Origin of the sequence: Salipiger abyssi (assembly GCF_017311415.1) — a bacterium.
Lineage (GTDB): Bacteria > Pseudomonadota > Alphaproteobacteria > Rhodobacterales > Rhodobacteraceae > Salipiger > Salipiger abyssi_A.
In genome coordinates this window covers 16,927-42,465 of sequence record NZ_JAEKIS010000026.1, presented here as the reverse complement: position 1 = coordinate 42,465, position 25,539 = coordinate 16,927, and the positions used below count along the sequence as shown (strand labels likewise).

Sequence of the window (25,539 nt, the reverse complement as noted above, 5' to 3'; positions counted from 1 at the left end):
TTCTCTTCGCTAAAAACCGAACGGGTTAGGCGGAAAACTTACCGCACCAGGAAGCAGGCGCGCGCAGATGTCTTCGATTACATCGAACGGTTCTACAATCCAAAGCGTCGGCACTCGACCATCGGGTATCTAAGCCCTATCACGTTCGAGGAGAGAGCTATGAAAGCTTAAACTGCCGTCCACGAAACCGGCAGCAGGCCAGATGGCTGCGGCGGCATCTTCGGCCCGATCTTCCATGTTCCTAGCGTTATTGCCGCTGAGCCTGTCCGCTTTCTCAAGGTCATCAACGATATCGGAGAACGCGCCGCGCAAGGTCGCGCTGTCTTTCCGGAACTGATCCAGCGCGCGGGTCGCGACGACTTCGGCCATGTACTCCGAAATCTGCCGGATCTCGTCGGCAAAATCGCCGAACTCTTCGCGTAGGTCTTCGGTCGTGGCGCTGGCACGCTCGGCAAAGCTCGAATAAGCGTCCAGAGCCTCATAGAAGCCTTCCAGCTTCTCCTTGGCCTCTTCCGCGCCATCCGCTTGGCTGAGAAATGAAGCTGCCAGAGGGGCGCCCACAGCCAGCACAGCGCCAGCGATTGCGCCCCATGGCCCCATGACGCCCAGAAGCTGCGAGCCCTGCTGCGTCATTGCCGTGATCGCACTCGTGCCGCCCTGGATCTGAACTGCGGCGTCACCAACCTGATAGCCGAGCTGCTGGAAGGCAGCCTTGTTGCGGGTCACCGTGCCGATCAGTCCGCCGTGGGCGTTGTTGTTCGCCGCAAGCGCAGCGTTGAAGCGGTTCACCTTCTCGACGGACTGCTCGTACTCGCGCCGGATGCCATCTTGCAGCCTCTGCATCTGCTGCGCATCGATCTTGCCCGCCTCGAACTGCTTCGACAGGCGTTGCATCGCGCGCTCCTGCTTTTCGACAGCGCGAGACAGCGGGTCATATGACCGCTCAAGGCGCACGATCTCTCGCGCAGCCGCGCGGGCCTCTCTATCGTGCGCGTCCTTTTCCAGATCCAGCAGGATGCGGATGCGCTCGGTGCGTTCGTCAGCTTCAGCCATATTCCCTCACCAATTCCGCATATTCGTCAGCCGTCGGCGCCTGCACTTCGTCGCTGTGCGCCTCGTTCCAGCCGGTGATGAAGTTGCCCAGATCGCGCGGGGTCATGGCGCGCACCTCCGCCGGTTTCAGGCCGGTGGCGACGACGGATCGGATACGACCGGGGGCGTCCCATCGGTCGCTGTCGCGCCCGGGGTGCCGGACGAGCCATCCGTATCGCTTTTTTTTTCCGGATTCTCAGGCGTGAAGGCCGCGAGGATCATGTCGCCCGCGATCTGCCGCAGCGTGAAGTTCGCGCTTGGCGGCATGGACGCAACAATCTGGTCCGCCGCGCGATCCGGCTGCCCGCCGCCGACCAGCCCCAGCGCCACGAGGTCACGGATCTGATGGACCTTCGGGGCATCTCCATCCAGGAAGAGCGCATCGAAGATAGCGAAAATTCCGCAGTTGTGGTGCTTCTCGAAGCGCTCGATCTCTTCGTTCCGCAACAGGAGTGGGCGGGATTTTCCGCCCAACTCCGCTATGGTGCCGCCAATGGGTGGCTCAGCCGTGATCGTCATCAGGCTTCTGCCGTGAACGCCGGCGCGCCATTCGACGCCATCGTGAGCGAGTAGGTGATCTCACCCTCCTGCGGACCAACACGCTCGAACTGCGAGACGTGGAACTCCGCTTCGTAGGTGCCCTCACCCGGAACGACCACTTGGAAATTGCCGACAGCATCGACGGTATCTGCCGGGCCGGAGCCGATGCAGATGGAGCGCATGCGTTCGAGCGTTGAGTGGTCCTCGAAGAGACCGGTGCCGCTGACGTTGAGCCTGCGCGCACCCGAAACACCCCGCGTCCAGATCTGCCCGCCGGGGTTGTCATAGTCTGCCTGCGTTGCATCCGACTCGTTCACGGAAAAACCGAACGTCTTCTCACGCAGCCCGCAGAGGGTCGAAAACTGTTCTGTCTCCTGCCCGTCGCCGATTTTGACCAGCAGGAGACGGCCTTTTTGCGTTGCCATGGGGAGGCTCCATATTTGGGGAAGCGCCTTGCCCAAGGGCGCAAAGAGGGCCAACCTGCCGGAAACAACCGGAGGTAATTTCATGCGATTATTGATACTTGCAGCGGCACTCGTGGCAGTGGTGCCAGCGCAGGCAAAGCCGAAAGATCAGTGCGATATTGCATATGAACTTATGAAGACGTTGATGATGTCATCTACTCGGATAATTACCGCTGAAGGCAGGCAAGCTCTGCGCGGCGGCACGCCTGAGCCTTTAAATTCTAGGCTCGGAGAGATCACGGACGAGATGCTCGACACCTTAAATGACAACTCCAAGGCCCTCATAGAAGCTTGCCCAGATACTCCCCCAGATTTTTAGCAAGGACGGCCTCCCGACCCTGCCTTCCGGACTAACCCACGATCGCCTCGAAACCGCGGATCTCGACGTAACTTTCGCCGTCGTCGTCCCGTCCACCCGTGGCCGCGCCAGGCATCCATTGCAGGCGCGACAGCGTGTATCCGTCCAGCGTCACCGTCTCCTCATTGTCGCTGAGAGCCTCGACCAGCGCCGCCGCAATCAGCATTGCCTCGGTGCGCCCGGCTGCGATAGGGCGGCTGTGAACCTCCAGCGAAAACGTGACCAGGCAGGCTGTGCCGCAATCCGTCCGCACCGGCGACGGGTTGAGGTTGCCGAAGCGGACGAAAGGACGTGTGGACCCCTGAGGGGGCTCATCATAGATCCGCCCCCCGACCAGCGCGACCACGCCAGCATCCGCCCGTAGCGCGGCGACAAGACCGTACCAAAGCGCAATTTCAGGAGCCGCCATTCTTCTTCGCCTCCGTCACCGCGTCCCGCAGAGCCTTCGCGAGGCGCTCGTTGCGCGCGTCCTCCGTCGCCCTCTCTGCCGGCCTGACAAACGGCAGCTTTGGCCCTTTCCCCGTGCCCTTGCCGCTTTTATGGAAACGCTCTTGCGTTCCCCCCTCCAGGATTGAGGAAAGCGGCCCGAAATCCATGAGCTGGCCCTTGCCCTGCTTGGTGGTCCGGATGGCCGCCTTGGCACGACCAGTCTCGCCCACCGGCACAAGGATCTTTGCCACGCGAATCCACTCGTCGGCGTTATCCTCGTTCGCCTGTTCAAGGTGCTTCCCGGTGGTCTCTGGCAGCTCTTCCATCATCTTCTGGACCCGTTTGAACCCGACCTTGCGCACACCCATCAGGTGGCCACCCCCGTCTCACAGGTGAACTCCAGCATCCGCCCTGCGCGGTCGATCTGGACCGGGCCGCTGCGAATGTTCCAGACCGCGCCGCGCGCCACCAACCGGTCTGCCGGTGTCACACTGCGCGTTCTCGCTTCCGCCCACACTCGGATTGTCGCCAGCCGCGTGCTCTCCAACTGCCCGGCCGCGATCCTCTCCTTGCCCGGTGTCTCGCGAATGTCAGCTCTCACACTGAACAGGTCGCCGAACTCGCCGGTGCTGTTTCCGAACCCGTCGATAGAGTTGCCGAAAGGGTCTGTCTGGTCGCTCGGCGCTGTCTGGCCAACGGTCATCTTGCGCTGGAATGTGACCCGCTCGCGCAACGCCCCGGCGCCGCTCATGAGAACACCCGGTAGCTCGACAGGAGATCTTTCCACATGAGCGGCGGCGCAGACAGTCCGCCCTCCTGTGTCGCCTCGCGGTCGCGGAACATCACCGCGACGTGTTGCAGGATCGCGGTGCGGATCGGGGCGGGGAGCCCGTCCGGATATTCGACCGCAAACTCGCGGCGCAGGTAGCGCTCGGCATGGGTCGTCGCGGCGGAGAGGAAGCCGCCGAGCAGCGTATCGTCGTCATCGAAGCCGATGTTAAGATGGGCTTTCACTTCGGCAACCGTGATGCTCATCCCGACTGCTCCCGCCTCAGGCCTTGTCCGCGCCCTGCGCGGCGCTCAGGTCTGCGATCTGCTTGGCAAGCGCATCGCGCTCCGCCGTGACCTCTTCAAGCTTTGCCGTCGATGCCTCGAGTTTCCCGGAAAGTTCCTCAGTGGCCGCTTTCTGCTCATCGACGGCCCCGGCAAGCGCGTCGCGTTCCGTTACGACCTTCTCCCGGTCGGCCCCCGCCGCGTCGAGCTTGCGTGTCAGCTCCTCGATCTGCGATGTCAGCGCCTCGATCAGCGCCGGCGCCTCCGCATCCTCCTCGCTTGGCGCCAAATCCTCCGAATAGACCAGACCGATGGCCCGCGCGCCGATTTTCTCGGCCTCGTCCTCGCTCAACTCGGACAGCACCGGGCGCTTGCCGGTGGTGAGGGTCTTGACCACCTTACGCGCTTTCGGGCTCTTGTCGTCGAGCCGGTAGACATGGTTGCGGCGCAACGTGCCGATCACGGTATGACGGGTCGAATTGCACTTCACGAACATCGGAAGCTCCTCTCTCTAGAAGGGATTGGACCGGCGCCCCGAAAGGCGCCGGTCGCGGGCCGGACGGATCAGGCGAAGGTGAAGTCGCCCTGCACCATCGCCAGCGCACGCTTGACCGCCATCGCGACGCGCTTGCGCGCCTTCACAGTCACCATGTCCTCGATGAAGTTGGTGCCGTGTTCAGTGGAGAACAGCACCTCGGCCTCGCGGCGGTCGTAATAGGTCGCCGCCAGCGCGAGATCGCCGACAAGCCATTCCCCGGCCGTCATCGAATTGCTGTCGACCACATCCTTGCCCCAGAGCACCGGCGTGTTGCCCGTGCCCGGGTTGCCCCAGACATAACGGTTGTCGGTGCCGCTGACCTTGAGCAGCTCGATTGCGGCCCAGTCCAGCGGGTTCAGCAGGATCAAGGTCGGGATGTAATCCTCCAGCGTGACCTGAAGGATGCCCAGGCGCAGACGGTCGATCCGGGTGGCGTTGGGCAGACCCGCCGCCGCCACGAAGGCCGGCGCCTCGGTCAGAAGGCCGGTCAGGTTCTCGCCGGTGCCGTCGCCCGCGAGGATCTGGTTTTCCTCCTCCAGATCCAGCCCATAGCGCAGCTCGCCGTCGATCTCGGTCATCAGCTGATCGGCATCGGCCAGCGCCTCCTCCGAGACATGGGTGATATGACCGATCTTCTTGACCTGCTCGGTGGCTTTCTCCCAGCCGTATTCCGACGCCTGATAGGTGCCGCCCTCGGCCACCATGCCGGCGGCGTTGGTCCGGACAACCTGTTTGCGATAGGTCACCAGATCCGAGCTGGTGCGCCCGGACATGAGGAGCTGGCGCACCAGCAGCCGGCGGCGCGGCATGCGCACGGGCGTGCGCTCCTCCTCGTGGACGATCAGCCCGCCCGCCGATCCGTCCGCCGTGGTGATCGCGTTCTTCACATCGACCGAGAGGGTGCCGCCGTTGAAGGCCTTGATCTTCTCGTGGCTGTCGATCACCGCCTGCCCGAGCGATTTGACACCCGCGCCGCCATTGCCCGGCAGACCGTCCGAGATCTGCTGCGCGATATCGAGCTGCTTCTGGTTCACGCCCTCGAGCTGGTCGGTCAGCGATTTGAGCTGTTTGGAGAGCGCGGTCTGCGCCGAAAGCAGCTGGTCGGCCGCAGCCTTGGTCTCCGCCGAGACCGCCCCCGCCCGTTTCGCTTCATCGAGCGCGTTTTCGGCGGTCTGCTTGGTCTCTCCGGTGAGCTTGTCGAGCGACTGCTGCACCTGTTTCAGCATCTCCTCGGTGGAGCCCCCCGCATCCATGCGCGGCCCGCACAGCACTGCCTGCGGCATACGCGCCGCCAGCCCCGCCACCGCAATGGCGGGCATCTTTGCCTGTTTCATCGTGGATTTCCTCAGATGGAGTTGAGCTTCGTAAGGAGGGCGGAAAGCACCTCCCGATCATCGGCAGCGCCAGACATGCCGGTCGGGGCAGCGCCAGACTTGCCCCCCTTGAGAGCGGCGAGAAGTTCACGCCGTTCGGATTTCGTGGCCCGGGTGCCCGTGGCCAGCATCAGGTCGAGCTTCTTGACCGCGGCAAGCTCCGCAGACGCCGCGTTCGACGGCGCGGCCTCGATCTCGTCCGAGGCAAGCAGCGCATCGGCAAAGCCCTGCGCCACCGCCGCGTCGCCGCCGATCCAGGTCTCGCGGTCGAGCATCGCGCCCAGCTCTTTCTCGGCGATCCCGGTGCGCGCGTGATAGATGCCCACCGCCGCCTCATCGAACGGCGCCAGCCAGTCGGCCACATCGCGGAAGGCATGGCGGTCGCCGGCGGCCACCACCCAGGTGTTGTGGATCATCAGGAAGCTGGCGCGCGCCATCTCGATCCGGTCGCCCGCCATGGCGATCACCGAGGCCGCCGAGGCCGCCATGCCCAGCACCCGCACCGTCACCTCGCCCTTGTGCTCGCGCAGCAGGTTGTAGATCGCCAGCCCCTCGAAGAAATCGCCGCCCGGCGAGTTCACATTCACCGTGACCGGCCCCTCGCCCATCGACCGCAGCGCCGCCGAGATCCGCTTGGCAGTCACCCCGTCGCCCCAATAATCCGCGCCGATGGCGTCCAGGATGGAGATGCTGCGCCGGTCGTCCTCCCCCGCCGCCGCCCGGATATCGGGGTTCCAGCGGTTCACCGCCTTATCCGATACCTGCGACGCCACCCCGGGCCGCGCGGCGACAAAGGCCTTCGGCAGATCACGATTGCTCATTGCTCTTTTTCCTTTCCGAGATCCTCGAGCGGCGCGAGCGCGGTCTGCGCCAGCAGCGCGTCGGCGGCCGGGTCGTCATGCCGGGGCAGGTTCAGCTTCTGGCGCCGCTCATTCGCCGTCATGGTGCCGGACTGGCCCATCTTGGCCATGAACTCGCCCTTGGCCTTGCTGTCCATTTGCAGCAGCGCCTCGCGGTTGTATTCGCAATACCAGCGCCCGCGCTTTTCCGGCGGCACGATATCGCGCTGAAGCCGCGCCTCGATGCGGCTCAGCAGCGGGTTGAGCCCCAGCGTCAGCCAGGACAGCATGATCTGCTCGACCCCGCTGCCCCACATGGTCTGCCCGTCCCCCGCATGCCCGATGATGATCGGCGGCACGCCGAACCAGCGGCACACATCCTCGACCTGGAAGCGCCGGGTCTCCAGCAGCTGCGCGTCTTCCGGGTTCATCTGCAGCGGCTCGAACTTCAGCCCCGCCTCCAGCACCATCACCTTGCCCGCCCGGCGCGAGCTGACATAGCTGTTGATGATCTCGCCGAGCTGCACGCGCTGCTGCGCGTCGAGCGTCTGATCCGAGGCCAGAACGCCCGCGACCATCATCGCATTCGAGAACACGCTGCCGGCGGTCTCGTCCGCCGCCAGCGCCGCGCCCATCGAATTGGCGCCGTATCTGATCGTCGAGAGCCCGATGCCGTTGCCCGGATCGAAGGCGCGCAGATGAAAGACCTTGTCCTTCGGCAGCCGCTCCAGCTTGCCGCGGTCGTAGAACTCGTAAACGATCCGGCCCTCGGCATTCACATAGGGCGTCAGGTTCGGCAGCGGCGACAGCCCGACCATATTGCGGCCCAGGACTTTCTTTTCCGCCACCGCATTGCCGCGCATCGAGAGATTGGCGACCATGCCCTCCCAGAACTCGACCTGTGTCTGCACGCTGTTCGGCTGGCGACAGATGATATCGGCAAAATCCGGCTCGATCTCGACCCGACCGCCATTCGCGCTCTTCTCATAGACCTTGAGCGGCAGGGTCGCCGCCGTCTGGCTGAGCTTGCGCACGCAATCCCAGACCGCCGAGACCGTCAGCGCGCTGTCCTGCGACACCGGTTTGCCCGCCGTCGAGCGATAGCCCGCCTGCGGAAACACCCCCGCGCCCGAGAGCGCGACCCAGCCGGACTCGCCGGCCGCCAGGGACGCGCGCGCGCCCTGGATCGCGCCCTTCATCAGTCGCGCAAGCTTCATATCGCCATCACCGGGTTGTTCAGAAAGTCGTTGAGATTGCCGCGCCGATGCGCGACCGGGTTCCAGCTCATCAGCATGACGCTGTTGAACATCGCCATGAGCGGGTCGATCTTGGCGCTGCCGCTCTGCGCCTTGGTCACGATCACCGCATTGCCCCGCGCCTCGGTCTTGGCGTTGCCGACGCACCAGGTCATGATCCGCTGGCCGCCATGCACCATGCTGCCGTTCTTCAGCTTCACCGGCGCCGTCTTGATCGCCGCATTGAGCTTGTAGCCCTGGCTGATCGCCCGGATATCCTCGATCCGGAACCCCGCCTCCACCAGCGCGTCGATGATCGAGCCCACGCCCTCCGGGTCCATGCCGATGCCGTCCTGCTCCGGAAACAGCCCGGCATCGCGGATGCGCGCGCAGATCTCCACGATCTCCGGATTCGCCTCCTCCTCGATATTGTCGACCAGGATCAGCTCGCCCGCCTGTTCCAGCGCCACCAGCTCCGGCGCGATCTTCTTGCGCAGCGTCAGCACGTCGCGATCCGCCCAGGCCCGCGCCCAGCCCTGCCAGCGGCTGGTTTCCGCATGCCGCCCCAGCACGAAGAGCCCGAGAAGATCGTCGAGCCCGCCGCCGTCGATGCCGACGACACAGACCTCCGAGCTGGCCAGGATCCGCGTCAGATCGAGATCCGCCCGCGCCGCCGTCGGCCAGTAATCCGCCCCGACCCAGCGGCCCGATTTGAGCCCGAGCCCGATCTGCACGTTCAGGTGCTGGCTGGCAAAGAGCGCCAGCGCCTCCGGCCCGTCCTCCTCCGCCTTGCGCATCTCGCGTTGCAGATAGGCCCGCGACACCGAACGCTCGAGGTTCGGATTGACCATCCCCCAGGTCTTCGGGTCGCGCCACTCCTCCGCCTCGGCCATCTTCGCCGGCAGCTCGTAGAGCACCGCGAGCATCGGCAGGTCGATCCTGCCGTCGCGCACCGCCCGCGCGGTCTCCAGCTCCTTTTCCCACTGGCCGGTCGGGCGGTCCTTCGATTGCGTGGTGATCTGGAGCAGGAACCCCTCGGGCCGCGACGCCAGCCCGCCGCGCAGCTCGACGAAGATATCCGGCGCCTTGGGCTTGGTGCCCAGCACATGGGTCTCGTCGACAAGAATGAAGGTGCCCTTCGAGCCGGTCACCACATCGCCATCCGCCGAAAGGATCATGATCACCGCCCCGGTGACATGATGGGTGATCTCCTTGAGGTGGTTCTGCACCCGGAAGAGCCGCACCAGATCGGCGTCGAGCGCGATCATGTTCTTCGCCTGCTTGAAGGCGATGCTGGCGATCTTCTGCGTCGGCGCGATCAGCAGGAGCTCCGCCTGCGGCCGTTCGTTCATGATCGCGGCGGTCACGATGATCGCCGCCGCGATGGCGGATTTGCCGTTCTTCTTCGGCACCAGCAGGAAGAACTCCTGCAGCATCCGCTTTTTCAGGTCGGGATCGTAGCTGCCGAAGATCACCCGCACGAGATCGAAGACCCAATCCTCGCACACCTCGCCATAGGTCGGCGTGCCGATCAGATCGGGCACGCGCAGCCGCTTGAAGATCCGCAGCGCCTTGTCGGCCACCGCATCGAAGAGCGGCAGATCCGGCAGCAGCGACCGTCCCGCCACGATCCGCGCCTCCCAGTCCGGCACCGCCGTCGACCAGGCCGGATCGAAGAGCGCCTCCGCGCCCTCCATCAGTGATAGCTCCCCGGGCTCAGATCGCCGCCCCAGAGATCGCCGCCGCCCGTTTCCGCCACCTGCTCGGCGGCGCGCCGGGCGCGTTCCTTCTTGCCCACCGGCGCCTCCGGCGGCTCCTCCTCGCCGGCGCGGTCGATCCGCGCCGCCGCCAGCCGCCGCTCATTGTCCTCCATGAGCTGGCGCACCTGCCGGATCGCGCCCATGTCGCCCTCCAGCGATTTGCGCACCGCGGTCGAGAAGATCAGCAGCCGCAGCCGGTCGGGCATCTGGTCGCGCATCCGCAGCAGAGGCCCAAAATTCCGCTTCAGCGTCGAGACCCCGATCCCCAGAGATTTGGCGATGCGCTGGTTCGTCCAGCCCTGCATCAGACCCGCCTCCAGCATGTCGAGGTCGGTTGCCGTCAGCTCCTTGCGAGGCCGCCCAGGCGCGCCCTTGCCGGCCCGCACAGGGTTGCCGAACAGGTCTGTTTCGCGGATGTCGTTCAAAAACCCGGTCTCCGAATAAAAAATCTCCCGGTGAGGGGGGCGCGGGTCTGGCCGCCCAAAGCGCCTGACTTTGACCCCACCCCCCGGCCCGTCACGCCAGGCCGCGCTTTTCCCGGCTCTGCTTCACCCGGTCGTGCCATTCCTTGCTCACCGACTGGAGGTTGTCCTCATCCCAGAACAGCGCCGGGTCGCCGCGATGCGGGCGGATGTGATCGACCACCGGGCTGTCGCCGGCAGGGTATGTGCCGATCAGCAACACACCGGTCTGCCGGCAGACATAACCGTCCCGCGCCAGCACCTTGCGCCGCAGCTTTTGCCAGCGCGCCGTGTTCAGCCAATCCGTCGAGCGCCGCGCCGGCGTCTCCCCACCGGCAGGCGCCGCCCGCCGCAACCGCGACCCCGGCGCACCGATCCGTGACGAGATGCCCCGCCCACGAAGCTTACCCATTTTTGAAGGCCTCAAACGAGAAGCGCCCGGAAGCATCTCAGCTCCGGGCGCGGTTCGGTTCGCTGGCAAGATGTCAACGATCCTACATCCGGTCAAGCCATTTTCTTCCACGGCGCGCGCGGCGGCATTGCTTCGGTCACGTCGAACCCCGTCAGATTGCAATGCAGGACGAACGTCGTCTTCAGCTCGAGCAGTGCCGACCACCACAACAGCCAATCCCGGCGCAGCTTCGCACGCTCCGCCGCCGTTCCCGTGAAGATCACACGGCAGCAATACCCATCATCGCGACCGAGCTGGTTCACCGGCCACCGCCCCAGCCCGTCCCAAATGGACTTTTCGGCAAAACGACCGCGCCAGTGATCCTTCCACGCAACCGGTTCGCAGCGCGACACCACAGTCTGCCCCCAGTCCGGCCACCGCCCGAGGCGGGCAAGCTCCACCAACCAGACGGCCATGCGCCGGCCGCCACATCCTTCCGGCAGGCACGACACCGCAGATGCCACCAGGTCAGCATCCGGATGCGGATCGGATCGGCCACCGCCATCGATGGCGCAGCCGAGATCTCCGCGCTTCATCAGGATGTATTCCATCCCGACGCCGGGCCGCTCCCCCGCCGCGCTTCCCATCTCATTGAAGTCGAGCGAAACCCGCTCCGACTGGAAGGCCCAGACGAGCAGATCCCAGATGCTCACCGGCACCTTGCCAGCCCGGCCCGGTCGAATGCGTGGCGCTCCAAACGTCCTATATTCCATGCTCATCCCCAGACTTCCTCAATATTTCGTCTCATTTCTCTCACTTGAGACCAGATGTTGATTTTCGATTGTAAAAGAGAACGGCTTGAACGGCCCGAGAGAGACAGGGCACGGCCTGAGACACAGAAAGCCCGTGAACAGGTAAGCCATTGAAATAATGTGAGAACGAAGGCGGATCACGGCCTGAACGGCCCGAACGGCGTGAGATGCCAACTAACGCATAAGACGGCTCTTCCCCCACACCCCCTTTCTGTCGCGCGCATGCGTTACCTCGCATTTCAGGCCGTTCGGGCCGTTCAGGCCGTAGAGCCCGCGCAAGATATTGGAATCGCGACATTTCCCCCGAACCCCATGTCGCGCCATCGAGCCGTGACATGGGCATGTCGGGCCGGTCCGACCGTCCTGAATTCCGAAAGAAGGGTGAGGGGTGCGGGGTGCGGGCCGCGCTTGCGCGCCGGGCTGCGCCCCGCGGGATCATGGATCAAGGCCTTCCGGCGGCAGCGCACGCAGCCAGGCGTTCACCTTGGACGCAGGGATCTCGCAAACCGAGACCGGCGCCGCGGACTGCAAGGCCCCGCCGGCAGTCTGCCGGCGCGCGGCGGTCTGATCGTAGGTCGATTGTCGCGCGCGGCGAAGCAGCCGGGCGCAGTCGGCTTTCGTGCGCGGTCGCGAGCAGAGCGCCAGCGCACCGGCCCGCGCCGCCTGCCCCAGCATCTCGTCGAGCGCGGCGCGCGGCAGCCGTTCCAGGCTCAGGCCGCAGAGCAGCCAGTATTTGTCCGGCAGGGCCATCAGTCGGCCCCGCCTCCGGCGCTGGCCGTCGCCGCCACCGGACGCCCCTTCGCATCGCGCGGCGCCGTATCGAAGCTGCGCCGGAACATGTCCACGAACCTGATGCCGCGATACCCGGTCGCCTCGCGCTTGCCGGGGCTGTAGGTCTTCCCGGTTCTCGGGTCGCGATATCGGTTCGCGAGCCCCTTGAACTTGAGCGAGACCGTCCGGTCGCCCCACATGCCCTCGCCGCGCAGATCGAGCCACAGATTGAAGCCCTGAATGATCTCGCGCGCGAGCAGGAAGTCGCCGGGATCACCGGTGATCAGGCAGGCGTCGCCGAGGAAGGTGCCAATCGGGTCGCTATCGGCGCGATATTCCTGTGTCGCGTCCAGCACCTGCTGCGGCTCCTGGAGCCCGCCCTCGAGATATTGCACAAGCCCGTCGACCAGCCAGTTCAGGATGCCTGCGCGCTCCGCCCAGAGCTTCTCGCCCAGCTTCTCGTCGCGCTCGGCCGCCGGGATCTGCACATCGAACGGCACCAGAAGAACGCGCCGCCAGATCCCGTCATCGGTGCCGCGAATGTCGGGCTTGTGGTTGCCCGACATGGTCAGCTTGAAGAACGGATGCACCTCGATGAAATCGGCATGCAGCTGGCGCACGAGGATCGGCTCCCCGCCGGTCAGCTCCTTGATCAGCCCCTCTTGCAGCCGCTCGCCCTCTTCCGGCTCGGAGGCGCGCACCATGCGGGCATTCATCAGCGGGAAGATGTCGGGTGTCGCGTCGCCGCCGCCGCGGCGGTTCCGGCCCGTGAAGGATTCGATCTTCGCCGCATGGGAATAGTCGCCCATCATCTTGGCGATCAGATCGACCAGCACCGATTTGCCATTCGCGCCGGCCCCGTAGAAGAAGGCGAATTTCTGGATCTTCAGCCCGGTCAGCGAAAGCCCCAGCCAGCGCTGGAGAAAGCCGCGCATCTCCGCATCCGGCTGCACCCGGTGCAGGAAGGCATCGAAGAGCGGGCATGTCGCATCTGGGTCGTATGTGACCGGCATCATCTGTGTGATCAGCTGCGGCGCATTGCGGCCGGGGATCGTCACCTCGCGGGCATGCGGCTCGAGCGTGACATCGGCCGTCTTCGAAAAGCCGCTATCGCCGCCGCCATCGACCGAGAACCGCAACAGGCCGGATTCGGTGTTCACCGTCAGCGGATCGGCATTCAGATCGTCAACCTCGCGCGCCAGCTCGACCGTCGCCTCGGTCAGCATCGCGTCGATCTTGGCCTTGTTGCCGCTCGACTTGGCAAAGGTCCGGTGATCCGATTTCATCGTCGAGCGGCGATCCTTGAGCTTGCGGATCCAGCTCAGCCGCTGTGTCAGCTCTTCGAGCGCGACCTCCTGCTCGGTGGTCGGCGTGCCGGCTTTCAGCTCCGCGCGCAGCGCAGCCTCTCGCCTGCGGATCTCGACCTCTTTGCCGATCTCACGCTGCTGCCAGTCCTCGAGAACCAGATGCGGGATTTCGCGGATGATGTGGTGCTGCACGCTTTGGGCATGGCGACGCACCGAGATATCGTCGGGATCGAGCTTCCAGCGCCGGCCATCCCAGACGTGCCAGCCCACGCGCGGCACGACCATGGCGTCCTGGCCGCAATAGTGCGCGAACCGCCGGCCGTTGCCCGTGTCATTCAGCGGCAAGGTCGCACCCTGCGCCTCCCGCGGCTCTTCGGTCGCGCTGCCGGCGCCGCCATTACCGCCATCGTCTCCATGGTCGGCAGCCTCCTGCGGATCTTCCGTGAGCGGCATGTCATCTGGCATGTCCACATCCTCGGGCGCGGCAAACCGCGCGCGCACCTCGTCCAGCCTGTCACTCATCCGTCCGCGTCGCCTCCCAGTTCGGGATTGCGGCGGTGATGCGCAAAGGTCAGGAAATCCGGCCTCGTCGTTTTCTCAAGGCCGGCCCACTCCTGATACAGCCGCTGTAACCTGTCGCGGATCTCACTCAGATGCTCGAATCCCGCATCGCCTTCGAAACCGGAAACCGCATGCAGATCCGAATGCTCGACGGGCCCTCGGGCCTCGCACCCGTGGCACATGACGAAACGCCGCCCCTCTTCCCCAGCGAGCGCGAGAAGAGGCAAAACACCACCACAGAACGGACAACGATGCGGCTCAGAAAACCTGCTCATCTGTCACCTGCCCCATCCTGCCCCGGTTCGTCCGCGCCCCGGCCGGCCAGCACGTCATTCAGGTCGACACCCTGCCCCGCCTGCACGATCTGGCCGCGCAGCCCCGGCCGCAAAGCCATGGCGCGGCGCAGGCCGCATTCGAGCTTGTGGCGCGTGGCGCGGGGATCGGAATCGCCGTCCTGGATGAAGATCAGCCGGCGCACCCAGGGCGGCGGCACAAAGGCCTCGGCATCGCTCATATCCGGTAGGCCGGCATATCTCAAACCGGGACCCCGCTGCGCGCGCCCCGCCATGTTGCCCAGATCGACACCGGCCCAATAGGCCGCGCCGGGAACCGCATCCGCCGCCAGCGCCGAGAGCGTGGTCTCGATCCCCTCGCCCATCACCAGCACCTCTGCATCGTCAGGCGTGACCAGCCGGATCGCGCCGCCCTTTTTCGAGCCGCGCACCAGTTTCGCCGGCAGCGCCTCGCCCTGCCACGCGATCCGCGCCTTGCCGTGAGGCGGCTCCGGATCGACCCATGTCTGATGCACCGCCGTGATCTCGCCCGCCGGGTTCAGCACCCCCGCGGTCATGCACGGCCCCCGATGCACCGTCACCAGCGCGCCGCCGATCTTCTTGACATAGGGGTGATCGGTCAGGAACCGCAGCGCCGGCGGGATGCTCGGCAACGCCCCGGGCGCGATGCCGCGGGCCGTCAGATAGGCCCGCACCACGCCCTGCGCGCCCGGTCGTGACCGCGCCCAGATCGCGCGCGCGTCAGCAATGGCCCGCTCCCGATACCGATCCTGCGCCGCGCGATCCCGGCGCGCCCGCTCCTCCGCCCGCTGCCGCCGGCGCGCCAGTTCCCCGGGATCGATCTGCGCCGGCGCATCGCCGCAAAGCCAGGTCAGCGCCGCGCGAAAGTCACAGCCCAGAACCGCCATGACCAGGGCGATATTATCGCCGCCGCGAATGTCGCAACGGCGGCACAGAAAGGCATGGCTGCGCAGGTTGATCGCGAACCGGTCGCGCCCGCCGCAGAGCGGGCACGGCCCGATCAGCTCACCGCCGCCGGCCTTCAGCCCGACAATGCCGAGCCGGTCGACCGTCTCGCGCGCCGAGATCGCCTTCGCTTCGTCCAGACGTGGATCCGTCACAGCGTCACCCCCAGCTCCCTTGCCCGGGCGCCAAGCAGCGCCGGCTCCCCGGTCTTGACCGGGCGCAATTTCCAGACGAACACGGCCGCCCACCAGCCGCGCAGCTCATCGACCGACAGGTCGGGAATGCGGGCGAGAACGTCGCGCGGGAGGGTCCGCGGCTCACTCAAGGCCGCAATCCTTCCTGGCACGCCAGTCGGGTCGCGCGGCATCGATGCCGGCCAGCACCTCTTCCGTGCGCCGGCTATCCGTTTCCGGAGACCAGCCATCGAGCCAGTCCTGCAAACGCCGCCCGGCGGCAGCCGGATCGATCTTCGCCAGCGCCATGAAATCCCGCACCGCGTCGCGCGCGGATGCATCGCCATCGGCCCAGGCAAACATATTCTCGACCAGCGCAAGCTGATCCCGCGCGGTCAGAAAGCCCGCCTTGGCCTTGAGCGCGACGGCAGACACCTGAAGCCCGAAGGCGATGGTCGGCGATTTCCGCACGGTCATGGCCAAGCCTCCACAGCATCGGCCACGGCGCGCAGCTCCGCCGCGAGGCGGTGACGCTCACGCGGCTGGTCACAAAACCCGTTGGCCACAGGCGCCGGTTTTCCTTCCATCCCGCTCGGGGGCACAAAACGCAGCGACCACATGAAGTTGCCGCAGGTCGACCGGCTCAGATCCATGGTCAGATGCGCGACCGGCAAGCTCCGCCGGCCAGCCATATCGAGGGGGTAAGGTCCGGAACTCACGAGCGCCACCAGCGGCGCGTCATGCCCCCATCGCGATTTTCGGGCTTCCGGCACCGGCAGACAGGCACACCACGCGCCGCACACTCCACCTCGTACCACGCCTCATCATCCCGGACCCGCTTGAACAGCCCGCAGACGGCAGCCCTTGAGCGCCCGGCGCGCTGGCCGATCTTGGCCGCACTGAGACCATCGTAATCACGCATGTCGAGCATGTTCAGAAGCGTTTCATCATCGGTGCGCGAGGGCATTCGTGCGGGCATGTCAAATCTCCAGCGGAAAAAGCTGCGGCGCCGGGGAGAACGCCGCGCGGGAAAGGATAGGGTCGTTGGTCATGCCGCATCCCCCTTCCACACGCCCATCATCGCCTTGAGCTTCGCCATGGCGCCGGCGGTCAGGTCGTGCACATCGGCCAGCTCGGCATAGGCCTTGGCCACCGCCTGCGGATCGTCCGGATTGGCCTCGAACTCGGCCAGCGCGGTGACCCCTTCGGTGGCCTCGCGCAACATGTCGAGATGGCAGGCCAGCTCGGAGCGCGCCGGCCCGCCGGTGACCTCGCGGCTGCGCATGTTGAGAAACGGGTGCCGGCCCGAGGCGTTCTCAAGCGCGCTCGCCCAGGCATAGGGCACCTCGGCATGTCCGTTCTGCACCTTCGAGATCGTGCCCCGCGACACCGTGTGCCCGACCACCGCCTCTATCGCCGCCGCCGCCGCATCGACGCCGCCGACCGCCTTGACCAGTTCTCCGAACATGTGGGCCCGTAGCAAGATGCTCATGGGAAACCCCTTTTTCTTGGTGTTGCGTCGGCGCTGCTCCATGGTCGAGGCATGGGACAGCGAAGGGATTCAGGCGGCGCCATCGACCGGCGGCATGAAATCGGCGGGTGTGAGCTCGACGCCGTTCTCGCGTGCTACCTCCATCAGGCGGGGGACATGACGGTAAGGGATAAGCCCGTTGGTGCCGCCCCGCTCGCGCGGAGCCTGCCACATCGACACACGCGTGCGGTGAATGCCAATCGCTGCGGCGACCGCTGTAGGCCCTCCGAGGGCCGAAATGATGCTGCTTGCCGGTTCCATAGCAACATTGTAGCGATTTTAGCTACACGCAACAAGACGCAATGTAGCGATTTTCGTTACAGATGATGTCCGCATGTAGCGATATTCTGTTCGCCGACATGATCGCGCGAACACCCATCTCCACGCCGCTGAATGAGTGGCTCATCCAAGCCCTTGATTTCTCGGGCATGAGTCAGTCTGCGCTCGCTGAGCGCCTCGATGCAGTCGTGTCGAAGAAGGTGGATCGCTCGACAATCAACAAGATGACCCTCGGAAAGCGCGCGATCTCGGCGGAAGAGCTTCTCAGGATTGCCGAGATTACAGGGTTCGATGTGCCTGGCGATACGCCTTCAACACCAACAATCGCCATTGCCGGGAAGGTCGGCGCCGGCGCTCAGGTGCCGGTCTTCGACGCCTACGCCAAGGGCGCTGGCCCCCAGGTCGAGTGCCCGCCCGGCCTGTCACCGCGTGGCGTGGTTGCGGTTGAGGTCAAGGGCGACAGCATGGAACCCGTGTATAGCGCGGGCGATCTGCTGTTTTACACTCGCGATAGCCACGAAGGCGTGCCTTCCGAGGCGCTCGGCAGACGCTGTGTCTGCGAGGACGAGACCGGCATGGGCTGGGTAAAGGTTCTGCGCGAGGGCCGCGAGGACGGCACCTTTGATCTGCACAGCTTCAACGACACCAGCCCGACCATGTACGGCGTCAGGCTGAAATGGGCCTCCCCCGTGCGCCTGCACTGGCCTGCGGAGCTGGCGAGGAAGATATGACGAATGACGCCCCTGCCGATGAGATAAGATTTCTGACAGCGGATGGCAGAATTCTGGCATCCCCATCGAGCGTTAAAGATTGCCCGGTGATTGAGTACGCGCTGCCCCATAGCTTAGGCAGTTCAGGGGAATTTACGAACCTAGATTGGTCAAACGCCCCGTTTTGCAGAGGCTGGGCACTTGTCGACACAGGTGCCGATCATAATTACATCGACACAGCTCTGGCCGAAAAACTAGGAGTGGTTCCCACGCAAACAGTTCAAGTAAGTGGTGCGACTTCAACCACGGCGGGCAAAATAATCGACGCCCCGCTATTCCTTATTGGCAGCAGAACGATTTGCGACAATGAATTCATCACCGCCGACCTAAGGGACAATGGGCGGATGTATGATGTGGTTATCGGACGAACTATTCTTTATCAGAGAACCCTTCTGATGTGCCCAACTTCTGATCGCTACTTGATATCTCGCGCACCACTATAATACCACCGACAGGGCTATAGTATAGGCCCGGCTCCACACGCGCCGGGCGCAGTTCGGCGATCGCTACGGCTCTCGTTTTCCCTGCATCGAGTTTCATCGCACCCTCCCCGCCCGGCCCCAGCGCCGGGCTTTTTCATTCCGCCAGCACCGCGCTGGAGGTTTCATGCCAACGGAATACCCAGCTCCGACAGCTTGCTCCGCGCGTAGCCCTCAGCAACACGGTAGAGCATCTGAATACTGGCCCCGCCAAGCTTCCGGGAGGCACCCTTTGTTGCTTCCCAAGCTTCACTCTGCCTCGTTAGCTCAAGAAAATCGTGCCCCGCGCTGGTCAATCGGAACAAACCCTCGTCGACACCCGTCATCATGCCCGCGTCACAGAGCAGGAGTACATGGTAATGTCGTTTCGTTTCGTCGTCGCCGGGGCCCAACAAGAGCTCTGAAACCTGAACCCAGTCTTCGTCAGCCTCGAACTCAAGAAGCAGTTCACGCAGATAGTCATCATCTCTGGTCAATACGACATCTCCCCTGAGCAGCACCCAGAACGATGGGTCTGCTAGGGGATCATACTGTCCGACGGGGTATACTTGCATCCGATTCTTGACCTGTGAGACATGCGCCAGCACCGCGCTGACACAAGAACTCTAGCAGACCTCCCTCGCAAATTGTAGCGATTATTGCTACATCGTCATTGCATTATGTAGCGAAATTCGCTACCTCATTCACGTTACCCGCCGAAGACGCCTCCGGCTGATCGCGGGTTCAGAGATGGAGGACACAATGCTTCACCCCACACGTTTCGCCGGCCTGTCCCGCATGGTGACCACGCCGGACCTGGTCTTTCACAGCCCCGCCGCCGTGCAGGACGCCTGGTTGCAGCTTAAGGAAGAGCAGCGCCGCGAGGACGGCAGCTCAGCCCGCATCGAGGGGCGCCATGCCGCCCAGCTCGAAGCCTATCCGAGCCATTACCCGACGCCGCAGCGCCCCAACGCGGTGGATGCGGCGCGCGTCGCCGCCCTGCCCTCCATCCGCGCCGCTGTCGACGCGCACAAGAACCGTCGCGGCATGATCGCCCGCATGATGGGGCGCGGCGATGGAGGCGCCGCATGAGCACCGTGACGATCCAGAGCGTGCTGGCCGAAATCGACGAGATCACCGATCTGCGCGACCGGGCGCGGGCGGCAGCCGCCAGCGCCTCCGGCCCGGCGGCGCAGGTCTTTCACGCCATCGCCAGCGACGCCGATACCCGCATCCGCGCCCTGCGCCGCAGCTCGCGCAGGATCGGACCCGGGGCGAGGAAGGCCAGGAAACAATGAGTGGCTTCACAGACGCCCAAGCAGCACAACGCATCCTTGATCGGCACGCCCGGAAGGTGGCGGAGCACCTGGACGCCGAAAACCTGCATTCCGCAGAAGACGTGATGCGAATGCCAATCCGGCGGTATCTTGAGCTGATAATTCGCCAAGACACCGGGCCCACGCCGGGTGAGGAGGACGACTGATGTTTGGAAGGCCCAGATCACTGGACGACGAACGCGTGAGCCGCAAAACTCTCGAAGAGCTGCAATTCAAGCTTTCGAAAGCCGAAAAAGACCGTGACGATCTGAAACAGAGGCTCGAAGAGCTCAGGCCCCTGCGCTGCTCATTCTGCGGCAAGCCTCAGACTGAGGTAAAGAAGATCATAGCCGGACCATCTGCCTACATCTGCAACGAGTGCGTATCGCTTTGCGCTGAAATCTGCAACGAAGGCTCGCCAGCAGCGGAAAGCAGCGACTGATGCTGTACGCTTTCGCTTCGGGCGCACTACTCATGACCAGCCTATTGGCCCTCGTGGACGGCGCACCTTGGTGGTCGTTCGGGCCGCAATTTGCCATCGGTACAGCCTTCGGAGTTGCTGCAATTTTCGGGGAGGATAGGTGATGCCTTCCGCCTTCGGACAACACGCCGCGAACATCGGCGGCGCTCATATCGACTGCTGGGGCCGTGGCCCGCTGCTGCTGCGCTTCGGCGGCAAAGAATGGTGGTTCGAGCATTCCGATATGTTCGGCCCGCTGTTGCTTCGAAAGTCGGACCTCGAACCGATGCCCGGCCAGCCCACCAGCGATACGCACCCGTTCTGGCCAGCGTTCACCGCGTGGCAGCGAGGCGGCTATCGTCATCGGCCCGTCTACACGAGGGGCAGCAAAGTCACCGGCAAGCGGCGGCTGCGCTTCTACATCTGCCACGCACCCACCACCGATGGGAGACCCTGACATGCCCGCGAACCGCCACACTGCATGGAAGCAGAAGCACCGGAGGAAGAGCTGATGGCCAAAACTGCCGCACCATCCATGCCAACCCCGCGCCAGATCGCTGACGCTCTGGAAGCCGTCAGGGCTCTGAACCCAGGCGCTCGGATCGTCGCTGTCGGACCGGACGGGGTGAAATTCGACTATGCCCAAGACGAAAAGCAGGGCAACAAGGTCACGCCCCTGAAACGCTACGGTGAAAAATGACGCCTCCCAACCCCTTCCCCGGCTGGTATTCCGAGACCCTGCCGTCTGGCAACATCCGGCATATCGTCCGCATGAAGGGGAAGAAGTCGAAAAAGATCACCGTTCCAGTCGGCCCGGATCACCCGGACTTTCTAGAGCACTACCGCGCCGCCCGCGTCGGCGAGAAATGGGAGGGGGCGCCAGTCGCCATACAGGCGCCGCGCGAAAGCTTGGATTGGCTGCGCGATAAGTACCTCGCCCACCTGACGCGCATGGTCGATGGCAGCAACGCAAGCCCCGCCACGCTAAAGCAACGCCGCAGCCTACTCACGCGCCTTTGCGACGAGATGGACGACGACGGTGACCGCTACGGGGATCTGCACCTGGACCTTCCGACGCACGCCCTTGTGCGTGTCAGGAACGCCCGCGCCGCGACCCCAGCCGAAGCTGACAACATGATGAAGGCGGCGAAGGCGATGTACAAATTCGCCATCGAGATAGGCGCGGCTGAGACGAACCCCGCCGAGGGCGTGGGAAAGATCCACAAGAGCAAGGGCGGAACAAAGCCCTGGACCGCTGACGACATGCGACAGTTTGCGGAGACGCACCGGCCCGGCTCCATGGCGTTCCTCTGGCTCACGCTAGCCATGTTCACCGGGGCGCGCATCGGCGACCTGTGCGTCCTCGGTCGAGAGCACGAGGTCACGCGCAACGGAATCGTGCGGCTTGAGTGGCAGCCAGGCAAGAAGGGCAGCGCCGCCGTGTCCTTGCCGATCCTGCCGCCGCTGCTGCGGACAATCCGCGCAATGCCGGTCATCGGCCCAGCCTACTTGCTTTCGGAGCGCGGCAAGCCGTTCAAGAACGTCGAGACCCTGAGGACACGAGTCCGCCGCTGGTGCGACGATGCGGGACTGCCCGAGCGGTCTTCTCATGGAGTGAGGAAGGGCATGGCGACAATGCTCGGCATGGCGACAATGCTCGCCGAGGGTGGCGTGAATGATCAGCAGATCGGCGCGGTGCTCGCCCACACCCAGCCATCGACTACCAGAATCTACACCCAGAAGGCGCAGCGAGGGATGCTTTCCGAGCAGGCGTTGGCGACCATTGCGGACATCGAATGGGGGTAAGGTGCCCCACGGTCATTTGATCGTGGGGCACAAATCCCAAAAATCTCAATTAAATCAATGCCTAAATTTTGGCCTGGTGCCCCCACACGGACTCGAACCGCGGACCTACTGATTACAAATCAGTTGCTCTACCAGCTGAGCTATAGGGGCACCGTGGCGCAAGGGATATGACAGCAGCGCCCCCATGCGCAAGCGCTATCTAGCGGTTTGCCCTTGCCAGAAGCCCGACCGCCGTCAGCCCGACCGCTATCACCAGCATTGCCGCCGGCGCCGCGTCGCCGAGATTTTCCAGCGAGGCCTGCTCATGCACCCGCGTCGCCAGCGTCTCGTAGTTGAACGGGCGCAGGAGCAGCGTCGCGGGCAGCTCCTTGACGCAGTCGACAAAGACCAGCAGCAGCGCCGAGGCAATGGAGGCACGGATCATCGGGTAATAGACCTCGGCCAGCGTCTGGCCCTGATTGCGCCCGAGCGAGCGGGCGGCGAGCGCCAGATTGGGCGAGACCCGGCCCATCGCCGCATCCGCCGCGCCCTGGGCGATGGCGAAGAATCGCACGAAATAGGCCAGCACCAGCGCAAAGGCCGAGCCGGTCAGCACCAGCCCGATATCGTAGCCGGTCACCGCCTCGACCGTGTCGGCCAGAGCGTGGTCGAGCCCCGCGAGCGGGATCAGGATGCCGACGCCCAGCACCGCGCCCGGCGCCGCATAGCCGATGGTCGTCACCGGCAGCAGCAGCCGCGGTAGCTGACGCCCCGAAAGCCGCACGCCATAGACCAGAAACACTCCGCCCAGAACCGTTAGCACCGCTGCGATGCCGCAGACCATCAGCGTGTGCAGCCCCGCCTCCCAGAGCGCGGGCTCGGCCCAGTTCGCCGCGTTGCGCAGCGCGTGGCTCAGGATGACCCCGGCGGGCAGCACGAAACCCAGCGCGAAGGGAAAGGCACAGGCCAGCGTCGCCAGCCAGCCCGTGCGCGCCGGCAAATCCTTGCGGGCGACCGGGCGGTGGCGGGTCGAGAGATTGAAAAACCGCATCTTGCGGCGCGAGTGCTTCTCGAGCAGCACCAGCAGGATGACCAGCGACAGCACGGTCGCGGCAATCTGCGCCGCGCCGCCGGCATTGTTGCTTTGCAGCCAGACCGAGAAGATGCCGGTGGTCAGCGTCTGCACGGCGAAATAATCCACCGTCCCGAAATCGTTGACCGATTCCATCATCACGATGGCCATGCCGGCGGCGATGGCGGGGCGTGCCAGAGGCAGGCCGACACGCCAGAACCGCCCAAGCGCGCCGGTGCCGAGCGACTGCGCCACCTCTTCCGAGGCGCCGGACTGTTCGCGGAAGGCGTTGCGCGCCAGCAGGTAGACGTAAGGAAAGAGCGCCGCCGCCAGCACGATGATCGCCGCCCCCATGGAGCGGATCTCTGGGAACCAGTAATCCCGCGCGGTCTGCCAGCCGAAGAGCCGCCGCAGCGCGGTCTGCACCGGGCCGGCATATTCGAGGAAATCCACCAGCGCATAGGCGCCAACATAGGCCGGGATCGCCAGCGGCAGCAGCAGCAGCCATTCCAGCCAGCGCCGCCCGGGGAACTCGTAGCGCGAAATCAGCCAGGCCGCACCGGAGCCCACGGCCCCTGCCAGCAGCCCGACCCCGAACATCAGCACCAGTGTGTTGCGCAGATAGCGCGGCAGCGTGGTGGAGACGAGATGCGGCCAGATATTCTCCGCCGGAAACAGCGCGATCCAGATCACGGCGAGGATCGGAGCCACCACCAGCGCGGCGATCAGCGCCGCCCCCGCCGACCAGGGATTCGGCCAGCGCAAGCGCAGATCGGGTTTGCGGCGGCTGTGGTCTGCCAGGCTCATCTCGCGTCCCTTCGGGCGATTGCGGTTTTCCTCGCGGCGAAAGCTCTTATAGTGCAGCCGCAGGCCAACCAAAAGAGCAGGCAATGCAGATCATTCTTCATCTCGGCGTTCACTGTACCGATGAGGACCGGTTGCTGAAGGGTCTGTTGCGCAATGCCGGCGATTTCCGCAAGGACGGCGTTTCGATCCCCGGCCCCAGCCGTTACCGTCGGCTGCTGTCGGAGGCGGTCGCCTCTCTGGGCGACGCCTCCCCTTCGGACGGCGCCCGCGACGTGCTGATCGATGCGATTCTCGACGATGATCCCGATCAGGTGGAGCGGCTGATCCTGAGCCACGAAAACCTGCTCTCGATGCCGAAACTGGCTTTGGACGGCGGCAGGCTCTACCGCAAGCTGGAGCAGCGCCTCTCCGCCTTGCAGCGGCTTTTCGAGGGCGACGAGATCGGGCTCTTTGTCGGGCTGCGCGATTTCGCCACCTTTCTGCCTGCCATGTACCGCAAGACCCCGCACCAGGCCTTCGAGGCTTTCCTGAACGGCGCCGATCCGATGCATCTGCGCTGGTCAGAGGTGATCGGGCGCATGCGCCGCACCGCGCCCGAGATGCCGATCACCGTTTGGTGCAACGAGGACACCCCACTGATCTGGGGCCAGATCATGCGCGACATGGCCGGGATCGAGATGAGCCGCAAGATCATCGGCAGCTTCGACATCTTCTCCGAGATCATCAATCCCGAGGGCATGCGGCGGTTCCGCGCCTTCCTGAAGGAAAACCCCAGCGTCAACGAGATACAGAAACGCCGGGTCATGATGGCGTTTCTCGAGAAATACGCGCTCGACGACGCGATCGAGGAAGAGCTCGACCTGCCGGGCTGGGACGGCGCCTATGTCGACATGCTGACCGAGCTTTACGACGAGGATGTGCTGGAGATCGGCCAGATGCCTGGCGTCACACTGATCACGCCCTGAGCCGCCGGAAGGGGGAATGCGGGCCGGATGCCGGCCCGCCGGTGTTCGAAGCCCCTGCCCGGCCGGCGCTCATTCCATGCCGAGCGCGGCCTTATACATCTCCAGCACCGCCTCTTCCTCGGCGATATCGTCCTTGTCGCGCTTGCGCAGGGCGATGACCTTGCGCATGACCTTGGTGTCATAGCCGCGCCCCTTGGCCTCGGCCATCACCTCTTTCTGCTGGTCGGCGATTTCCTTCTTTTCCATCTCCAGCCGCTCGAAGCGCTCTATAAAGCTGCGCAGCTCGCCTGCGGCAACGCCGTAGCTGTTGCTCGAACCTTCGTCTTGCATCGTTCTTGTCTCCTGCCGATCTGGCGCTTTGAGTAGCCCAAGCGGTACGCGCCCATCAAGGGGTTGCGGCAGCACCGGCGATGGATTACGCGAAGCCGCGTTTGCATGGGATGAGGGGACGGACCCGATGGAATGGCTGATCTGGCTGGGAGCGGCCGTGTCCGCGCTGGGACTGGGCGGTCTCTTCTGGAGCATCGCAAAGGTCTGGCGCGCGCGCCGGGCGGGGCTGTCGGACGAGGCGCTGCGCGAGGTGGTGCGCAAGGCGGTGCCGCTGAACATGGGCGCGCTGATGCTGTCGGTGCTCGGCCTGATGATGGTGATCATCGGGATCTTCCTGGGCTGAGCCCGGT

General features: G+C 64.8%; 39 protein-coding genes, 1 tRNA gene and 1 pseudogene. 12 read left to right on the top strand and 29 right to left on the bottom strand.

Translation table 11 applies throughout. The features are described from left to right. A partial coding sequence (locus I6N89_RS22730) for an IS3 family transposase (protein ID WP_207020243.1) occupies nt 1-171 on the top strand: 171 nt, incomplete at its 5' end. On the opposite strand, the gene I6N89_RS22725 is transcribed toward I6N89_RS22730, so the two are convergent. The 3 genes from I6N89_RS22725 to I6N89_RS22715 all read right to left on the bottom strand — a co-directional run bounded on the left by I6N89_RS22725 (nt 130) and on the right by I6N89_RS22715 (nt 2,057). Beyond that, nucleotides 130-1,053, bottom strand: coding sequence for a hypothetical protein (locus tag I6N89_RS22725; RefSeq protein ID WP_207020640.1), 924 nt, complete (start codon nt 1,051-1,053; stop codon nt 130-132). The genes I6N89_RS22730 and I6N89_RS22725 overlap by 42 nt on opposite strands. A 126-nt stretch (nt 1,054-1,179) precedes the next feature. Continuing rightward, nucleotides 1,180-1,611, bottom strand: a complete 432-nt coding sequence (locus I6N89_RS22720; protein ID WP_207020639.1) for a GTA-gp10 family protein — start codon at nt 1,609-1,611, stop codon at nt 1,180-1,182. After that, on the bottom strand, nt 1,611-2,057 hold the full coding sequence (locus tag I6N89_RS22715) for a phage tail tube protein (RefSeq protein WP_207020638.1): 447 nt from the start codon (nt 2,055-2,057) through the stop codon (nt 1,611-1,613). The genes I6N89_RS22720 and I6N89_RS22715 overlap by 1 nt, the downstream gene beginning before the upstream one ends. 28 nt (nt 2,058-2,085) lie before the next feature. Here I6N89_RS22715 and I6N89_RS22710 point away from each other — a divergent pair, with 28 nt between their 5' ends. Then, complete coding sequence (locus tag I6N89_RS22710; protein WP_207020637.1) at nt 2,086-2,415, top strand: hypothetical protein; 330 nt, start codon at nt 2,086-2,088, stop codon at nt 2,413-2,415. 31 nt (nt 2,416-2,446) lie between these two features. Here I6N89_RS22710 and I6N89_RS22705 read toward each other — a convergent pair whose 3' ends face one another. From I6N89_RS22705 to I6N89_RS22605, 21 genes are all read right to left on the bottom strand, one after another. Continuing rightward, nucleotides 2,447-2,863, bottom strand: a complete 417-nt coding sequence (locus I6N89_RS22705) for a DUF3168 domain-containing protein (RefSeq protein ID WP_207020636.1) — start codon at nt 2,861-2,863, stop codon at nt 2,447-2,449. Beyond that, nucleotides 2,850-3,251 (bottom strand): hypothetical protein, encoded by a 402-nt coding sequence (locus tag I6N89_RS22700; RefSeq protein WP_207020635.1) that lies wholly within the window; start codon nt 3,249-3,251, stop codon nt 2,850-2,852. Before I6N89_RS22700 ends, I6N89_RS22705 begins: the two co-directional genes overlap by 14 nt. Then, nucleotides 3,251-3,634 carry a head-tail adaptor protein gene (locus tag I6N89_RS22695; protein ID WP_207020634.1) on the bottom strand — a complete coding sequence of 128 codons (384 nt, stop codon included), beginning with the start codon at nt 3,632-3,634 and terminating at the stop codon, nt 3,251-3,253. The genes I6N89_RS22700 and I6N89_RS22695 overlap by 1 nt, the downstream gene beginning before the upstream one ends. Beyond that, complete coding sequence (locus tag I6N89_RS22690; RefSeq protein ID WP_207020633.1) at nt 3,631-3,918, bottom strand: head-tail connector protein; 288 nt, start codon at nt 3,916-3,918, stop codon at nt 3,631-3,633. The genes I6N89_RS22695 and I6N89_RS22690 overlap by 4 nt, the downstream gene beginning before the upstream one ends. A gap of 16 nt (nt 3,919-3,934) precedes the next feature. Beyond that, nucleotides 3,935-4,432 (bottom strand): hypothetical protein, encoded by a 498-nt coding sequence (locus I6N89_RS22685; protein WP_207020632.1) that lies wholly within the window; start codon nt 4,430-4,432, stop codon nt 3,935-3,937. A 68-nt stretch (nt 4,433-4,500) separates the two neighbouring features. Next, nucleotides 4,501-5,808 carry a phage major capsid protein gene (locus tag I6N89_RS22680; RefSeq protein ID WP_207020631.1) on the bottom strand — a complete coding sequence of 436 codons (1,308 nt, stop codon included), beginning with the start codon at nt 5,806-5,808 and terminating at the stop codon, nt 4,501-4,503. An 11-nt stretch (nt 5,809-5,819) separates the two neighbouring features. After that, nucleotides 5,820-6,668, bottom strand: coding sequence for a head maturation protease, ClpP-related (locus I6N89_RS22675; protein WP_207020630.1), 849 nt, complete (start codon nt 6,666-6,668; stop codon nt 5,820-5,822). Beyond that, nucleotides 6,665-7,903: a phage portal protein gene (locus I6N89_RS22670; protein WP_207020629.1), complete on the bottom strand. Its 1,239-nt coding sequence runs from the start codon at nt 7,901-7,903 to the stop codon at nt 6,665-6,667. The genes I6N89_RS22675 and I6N89_RS22670 overlap by 4 nt, the downstream gene beginning before the upstream one ends. Further along, entirely contained in the window at nt 7,900-9,618 is a 1,719-nt protein-coding gene (locus I6N89_RS22665) for a terminase large subunit (protein WP_207020628.1), read from the bottom strand. Before I6N89_RS22665 ends, I6N89_RS22670 begins: the two co-directional genes overlap by 4 nt. Next, nucleotides 9,618-10,106: a resolvase gene (locus tag I6N89_RS22660; RefSeq protein ID WP_207020627.1), complete on the bottom strand. Its 489-nt coding sequence runs from the start codon at nt 10,104-10,106 to the stop codon at nt 9,618-9,620. Before I6N89_RS22660 ends, I6N89_RS22665 begins: the two co-directional genes overlap by 1 nt. A gap of 91 nt (nt 10,107-10,197) precedes the next feature. After that, a complete protein-coding gene (locus tag I6N89_RS25585; protein ID WP_236016789.1) occupies nt 10,198-10,554 on the bottom strand; it encodes an HNH endonuclease in 357 nt (118 codons plus the stop codon). Between the two features lie 92 nt (nt 10,555-10,646). Beyond that, nucleotides 10,647-11,312 carry a hypothetical protein gene (locus tag I6N89_RS22650; protein WP_236016788.1) on the bottom strand — a complete coding sequence of 222 codons (666 nt, stop codon included), beginning with the start codon at nt 11,310-11,312 and terminating at the stop codon, nt 10,647-10,649. Nucleotides 11,313-11,780: 468 nt separating this feature from the next. Next, nucleotides 11,781-12,095 (bottom strand): hypothetical protein, encoded by a 315-nt coding sequence (locus tag I6N89_RS22645; protein ID WP_207020626.1) that lies wholly within the window; start codon nt 12,093-12,095, stop codon nt 11,781-11,783. Beyond that, nucleotides 12,095-13,945, bottom strand: a complete 1,851-nt coding sequence (locus I6N89_RS22640) for a DNA primase family protein (protein WP_207020625.1) — start codon at nt 13,943-13,945, stop codon at nt 12,095-12,097. Before I6N89_RS22640 ends, I6N89_RS22645 begins: the two co-directional genes overlap by 1 nt. Further along, nucleotides 13,942-14,259, bottom strand: a complete 318-nt coding sequence (locus I6N89_RS22635) for a hypothetical protein (RefSeq protein WP_207020624.1) — start codon at nt 14,257-14,259, stop codon at nt 13,942-13,944. The genes I6N89_RS22640 and I6N89_RS22635 overlap by 4 nt, the downstream gene beginning before the upstream one ends. Next, complete coding sequence (locus I6N89_RS22630; RefSeq protein WP_207020623.1) at nt 14,256-15,398, bottom strand: DUF7146 domain-containing protein; 1,143 nt, start codon at nt 15,396-15,398, stop codon at nt 14,256-14,258. The genes I6N89_RS22635 and I6N89_RS22630 overlap by 4 nt, the downstream gene beginning before the upstream one ends. Continuing rightward, nucleotides 15,395-15,568, bottom strand: coding sequence for a hypothetical protein (locus I6N89_RS22625; RefSeq protein WP_156876292.1), 174 nt, complete (start codon nt 15,566-15,568; stop codon nt 15,395-15,397). The genes I6N89_RS22630 and I6N89_RS22625 overlap by 4 nt, the downstream gene beginning before the upstream one ends. Beyond that, nucleotides 15,561-15,893, bottom strand: coding sequence for a hypothetical protein (locus tag I6N89_RS22620; protein ID WP_207020622.1), 333 nt, complete (start codon nt 15,891-15,893; stop codon nt 15,561-15,563). The genes I6N89_RS22625 and I6N89_RS22620 overlap by 8 nt, the downstream gene beginning before the upstream one ends. Before the next feature lie 238 nt (nt 15,894-16,131). Next, on the bottom strand, nt 16,132-16,395 hold the full coding sequence (locus tag I6N89_RS22615; RefSeq protein WP_207020621.1) for a hypothetical protein: 264 nt from the start codon (nt 16,393-16,395) through the stop codon (nt 16,132-16,134). A 69-nt stretch (nt 16,396-16,464) separates the two neighbouring features. Then, nucleotides 16,465-16,908: a hypothetical protein gene (locus tag I6N89_RS22610; RefSeq protein ID WP_207020620.1), complete on the bottom strand. Its 444-nt coding sequence runs from the start codon at nt 16,906-16,908 to the stop codon at nt 16,465-16,467. 69 nt (nt 16,909-16,977) lie between these two features. Then, nucleotides 16,978-17,121, bottom strand: coding sequence for a hypothetical protein (locus I6N89_RS22605; protein ID WP_207020619.1), 144 nt, complete (start codon nt 17,119-17,121; stop codon nt 16,978-16,980). Between the two features lie 149 nt (nt 17,122-17,270). On the opposite strand from I6N89_RS22605, the gene I6N89_RS22600 reads away from it, so the two are divergent. Then, on the top strand, nt 17,271-17,957 hold the full coding sequence (locus I6N89_RS22600; protein WP_236016787.1) for a S24 family peptidase: 687 nt from the start codon (nt 17,271-17,273) through the stop codon (nt 17,955-17,957). After that, nucleotides 17,903-18,439 carry a retropepsin-like aspartic protease gene (locus I6N89_RS25860; protein WP_419247632.1) on the top strand — a complete coding sequence of 179 codons (537 nt, stop codon included), beginning with the start codon at nt 17,903-17,905 and terminating at the stop codon, nt 18,437-18,439. Before I6N89_RS22600 ends, I6N89_RS25860 begins: the two co-directional genes overlap by 55 nt. Here the strand turns inward: I6N89_RS25860 and I6N89_RS22590 are convergent. Beyond that, on the bottom strand, nt 18,366-18,536 hold the full coding sequence (locus tag I6N89_RS22590) for a hypothetical protein (protein ID WP_207020645.1): 171 nt from the start codon (nt 18,534-18,536) through the stop codon (nt 18,366-18,368). The two genes, I6N89_RS25860 and I6N89_RS22590, sit on opposite strands and share 74 nt — an antisense overlap. A 64-nt stretch (nt 18,537-18,600) precedes the next feature. Then, nucleotides 18,601-18,951 (bottom strand): DUF2513 domain-containing protein, encoded by a 351-nt coding sequence (locus I6N89_RS22585; RefSeq protein ID WP_207020617.1) that lies wholly within the window; start codon nt 18,949-18,951, stop codon nt 18,601-18,603. Nucleotides 18,952-19,216: 265 nt separating this feature from the next. On the opposite strand from I6N89_RS22585, the gene I6N89_RS22580 reads away from it, so the two are divergent. From I6N89_RS22580 to I6N89_RS22555, 6 genes and pseudogenes are all read left to right on the top strand, one after another. Further along, complete coding sequence (locus I6N89_RS22580) at nt 19,217-19,546, top strand: hypothetical protein (protein WP_207020616.1); 330 nt, start codon at nt 19,217-19,219, stop codon at nt 19,544-19,546. After that, complete coding sequence (locus tag I6N89_RS22575) at nt 19,543-19,752, top strand: hypothetical protein (protein WP_207020615.1); 210 nt, start codon at nt 19,543-19,545, stop codon at nt 19,750-19,752. The genes I6N89_RS22580 and I6N89_RS22575 overlap by 4 nt, the downstream gene beginning before the upstream one ends. A 286-nt stretch (nt 19,753-20,038) precedes the next feature. Then, nucleotides 20,039-20,197 (top strand): annotated as a pseudogene (locus I6N89_RS25855) (ClpX C4-type zinc finger protein); the annotation flags it as partial. Between the two features lie 157 nt (nt 20,198-20,354). Then, a complete protein-coding gene (locus I6N89_RS22565; protein ID WP_207020613.1) occupies nt 20,355-20,687 on the top strand; it encodes a hypothetical protein in 333 nt (110 codons plus the stop codon). A 54-nt stretch (nt 20,688-20,741) separates the two neighbouring features. Further along, nucleotides 20,742-20,930: a hypothetical protein gene (locus tag I6N89_RS22560; protein ID WP_207020612.1), complete on the top strand. Its 189-nt coding sequence runs from the start codon at nt 20,742-20,744 to the stop codon at nt 20,928-20,930. Continuing rightward, entirely contained in the window at nt 20,927-22,036 is a 1,110-nt protein-coding gene (locus I6N89_RS22555) for a tyrosine-type recombinase/integrase (RefSeq protein ID WP_207020611.1), read from the top strand. Before I6N89_RS22560 ends, I6N89_RS22555 begins: the two co-directional genes overlap by 4 nt. A gap of 74 nt (nt 22,037-22,110) precedes the next feature. On the opposite strand, the gene I6N89_RS22550 is transcribed toward I6N89_RS22555, so the two are convergent. Continuing rightward, nucleotides 22,111-22,186 (bottom strand) — tRNA-Thr (locus I6N89_RS22550). Between the two features lie 49 nt (nt 22,187-22,235). Then, nucleotides 22,236-23,894, bottom strand: a complete 1,659-nt coding sequence (locus I6N89_RS22545) for an ABC transporter permease (protein ID WP_207020610.1) — start codon at nt 23,892-23,894, stop codon at nt 22,236-22,238. Nucleotides 23,895-23,977: 83 nt separating this feature from the next. Between I6N89_RS22545 and I6N89_RS22540 the strand changes: the two genes are divergently transcribed. Further along, nucleotides 23,978-24,859, top strand: a complete 882-nt coding sequence (locus I6N89_RS22540) for a hypothetical protein (RefSeq protein WP_207020609.1) — start codon at nt 23,978-23,980, stop codon at nt 24,857-24,859. Between the two features lie 69 nt (nt 24,860-24,928). Here the strand turns inward: I6N89_RS22540 and I6N89_RS22535 are convergent, their stop codons facing one another. Continuing rightward, a complete protein-coding gene (locus I6N89_RS22535; RefSeq protein ID WP_207020608.1) occupies nt 24,929-25,189 on the bottom strand; it encodes a DUF2312 domain-containing protein in 261 nt (86 codons plus the stop codon). A 127-nt stretch (nt 25,190-25,316) separates the two neighbouring features. On the opposite strand from I6N89_RS22535, the gene I6N89_RS22530 reads away from it, so the two are divergent. Continuing rightward, the gene (locus I6N89_RS22530; RefSeq protein ID WP_076695538.1) at nt 25,317-25,532 is read left to right on the top strand and encodes a hypothetical protein; all 216 of its coding nucleotides are present in this window, start codon (nt 25,317-25,319) and stop codon (nt 25,530-25,532) included. Nucleotides 25,533-25,539: the final 7 nt, after the last annotated feature.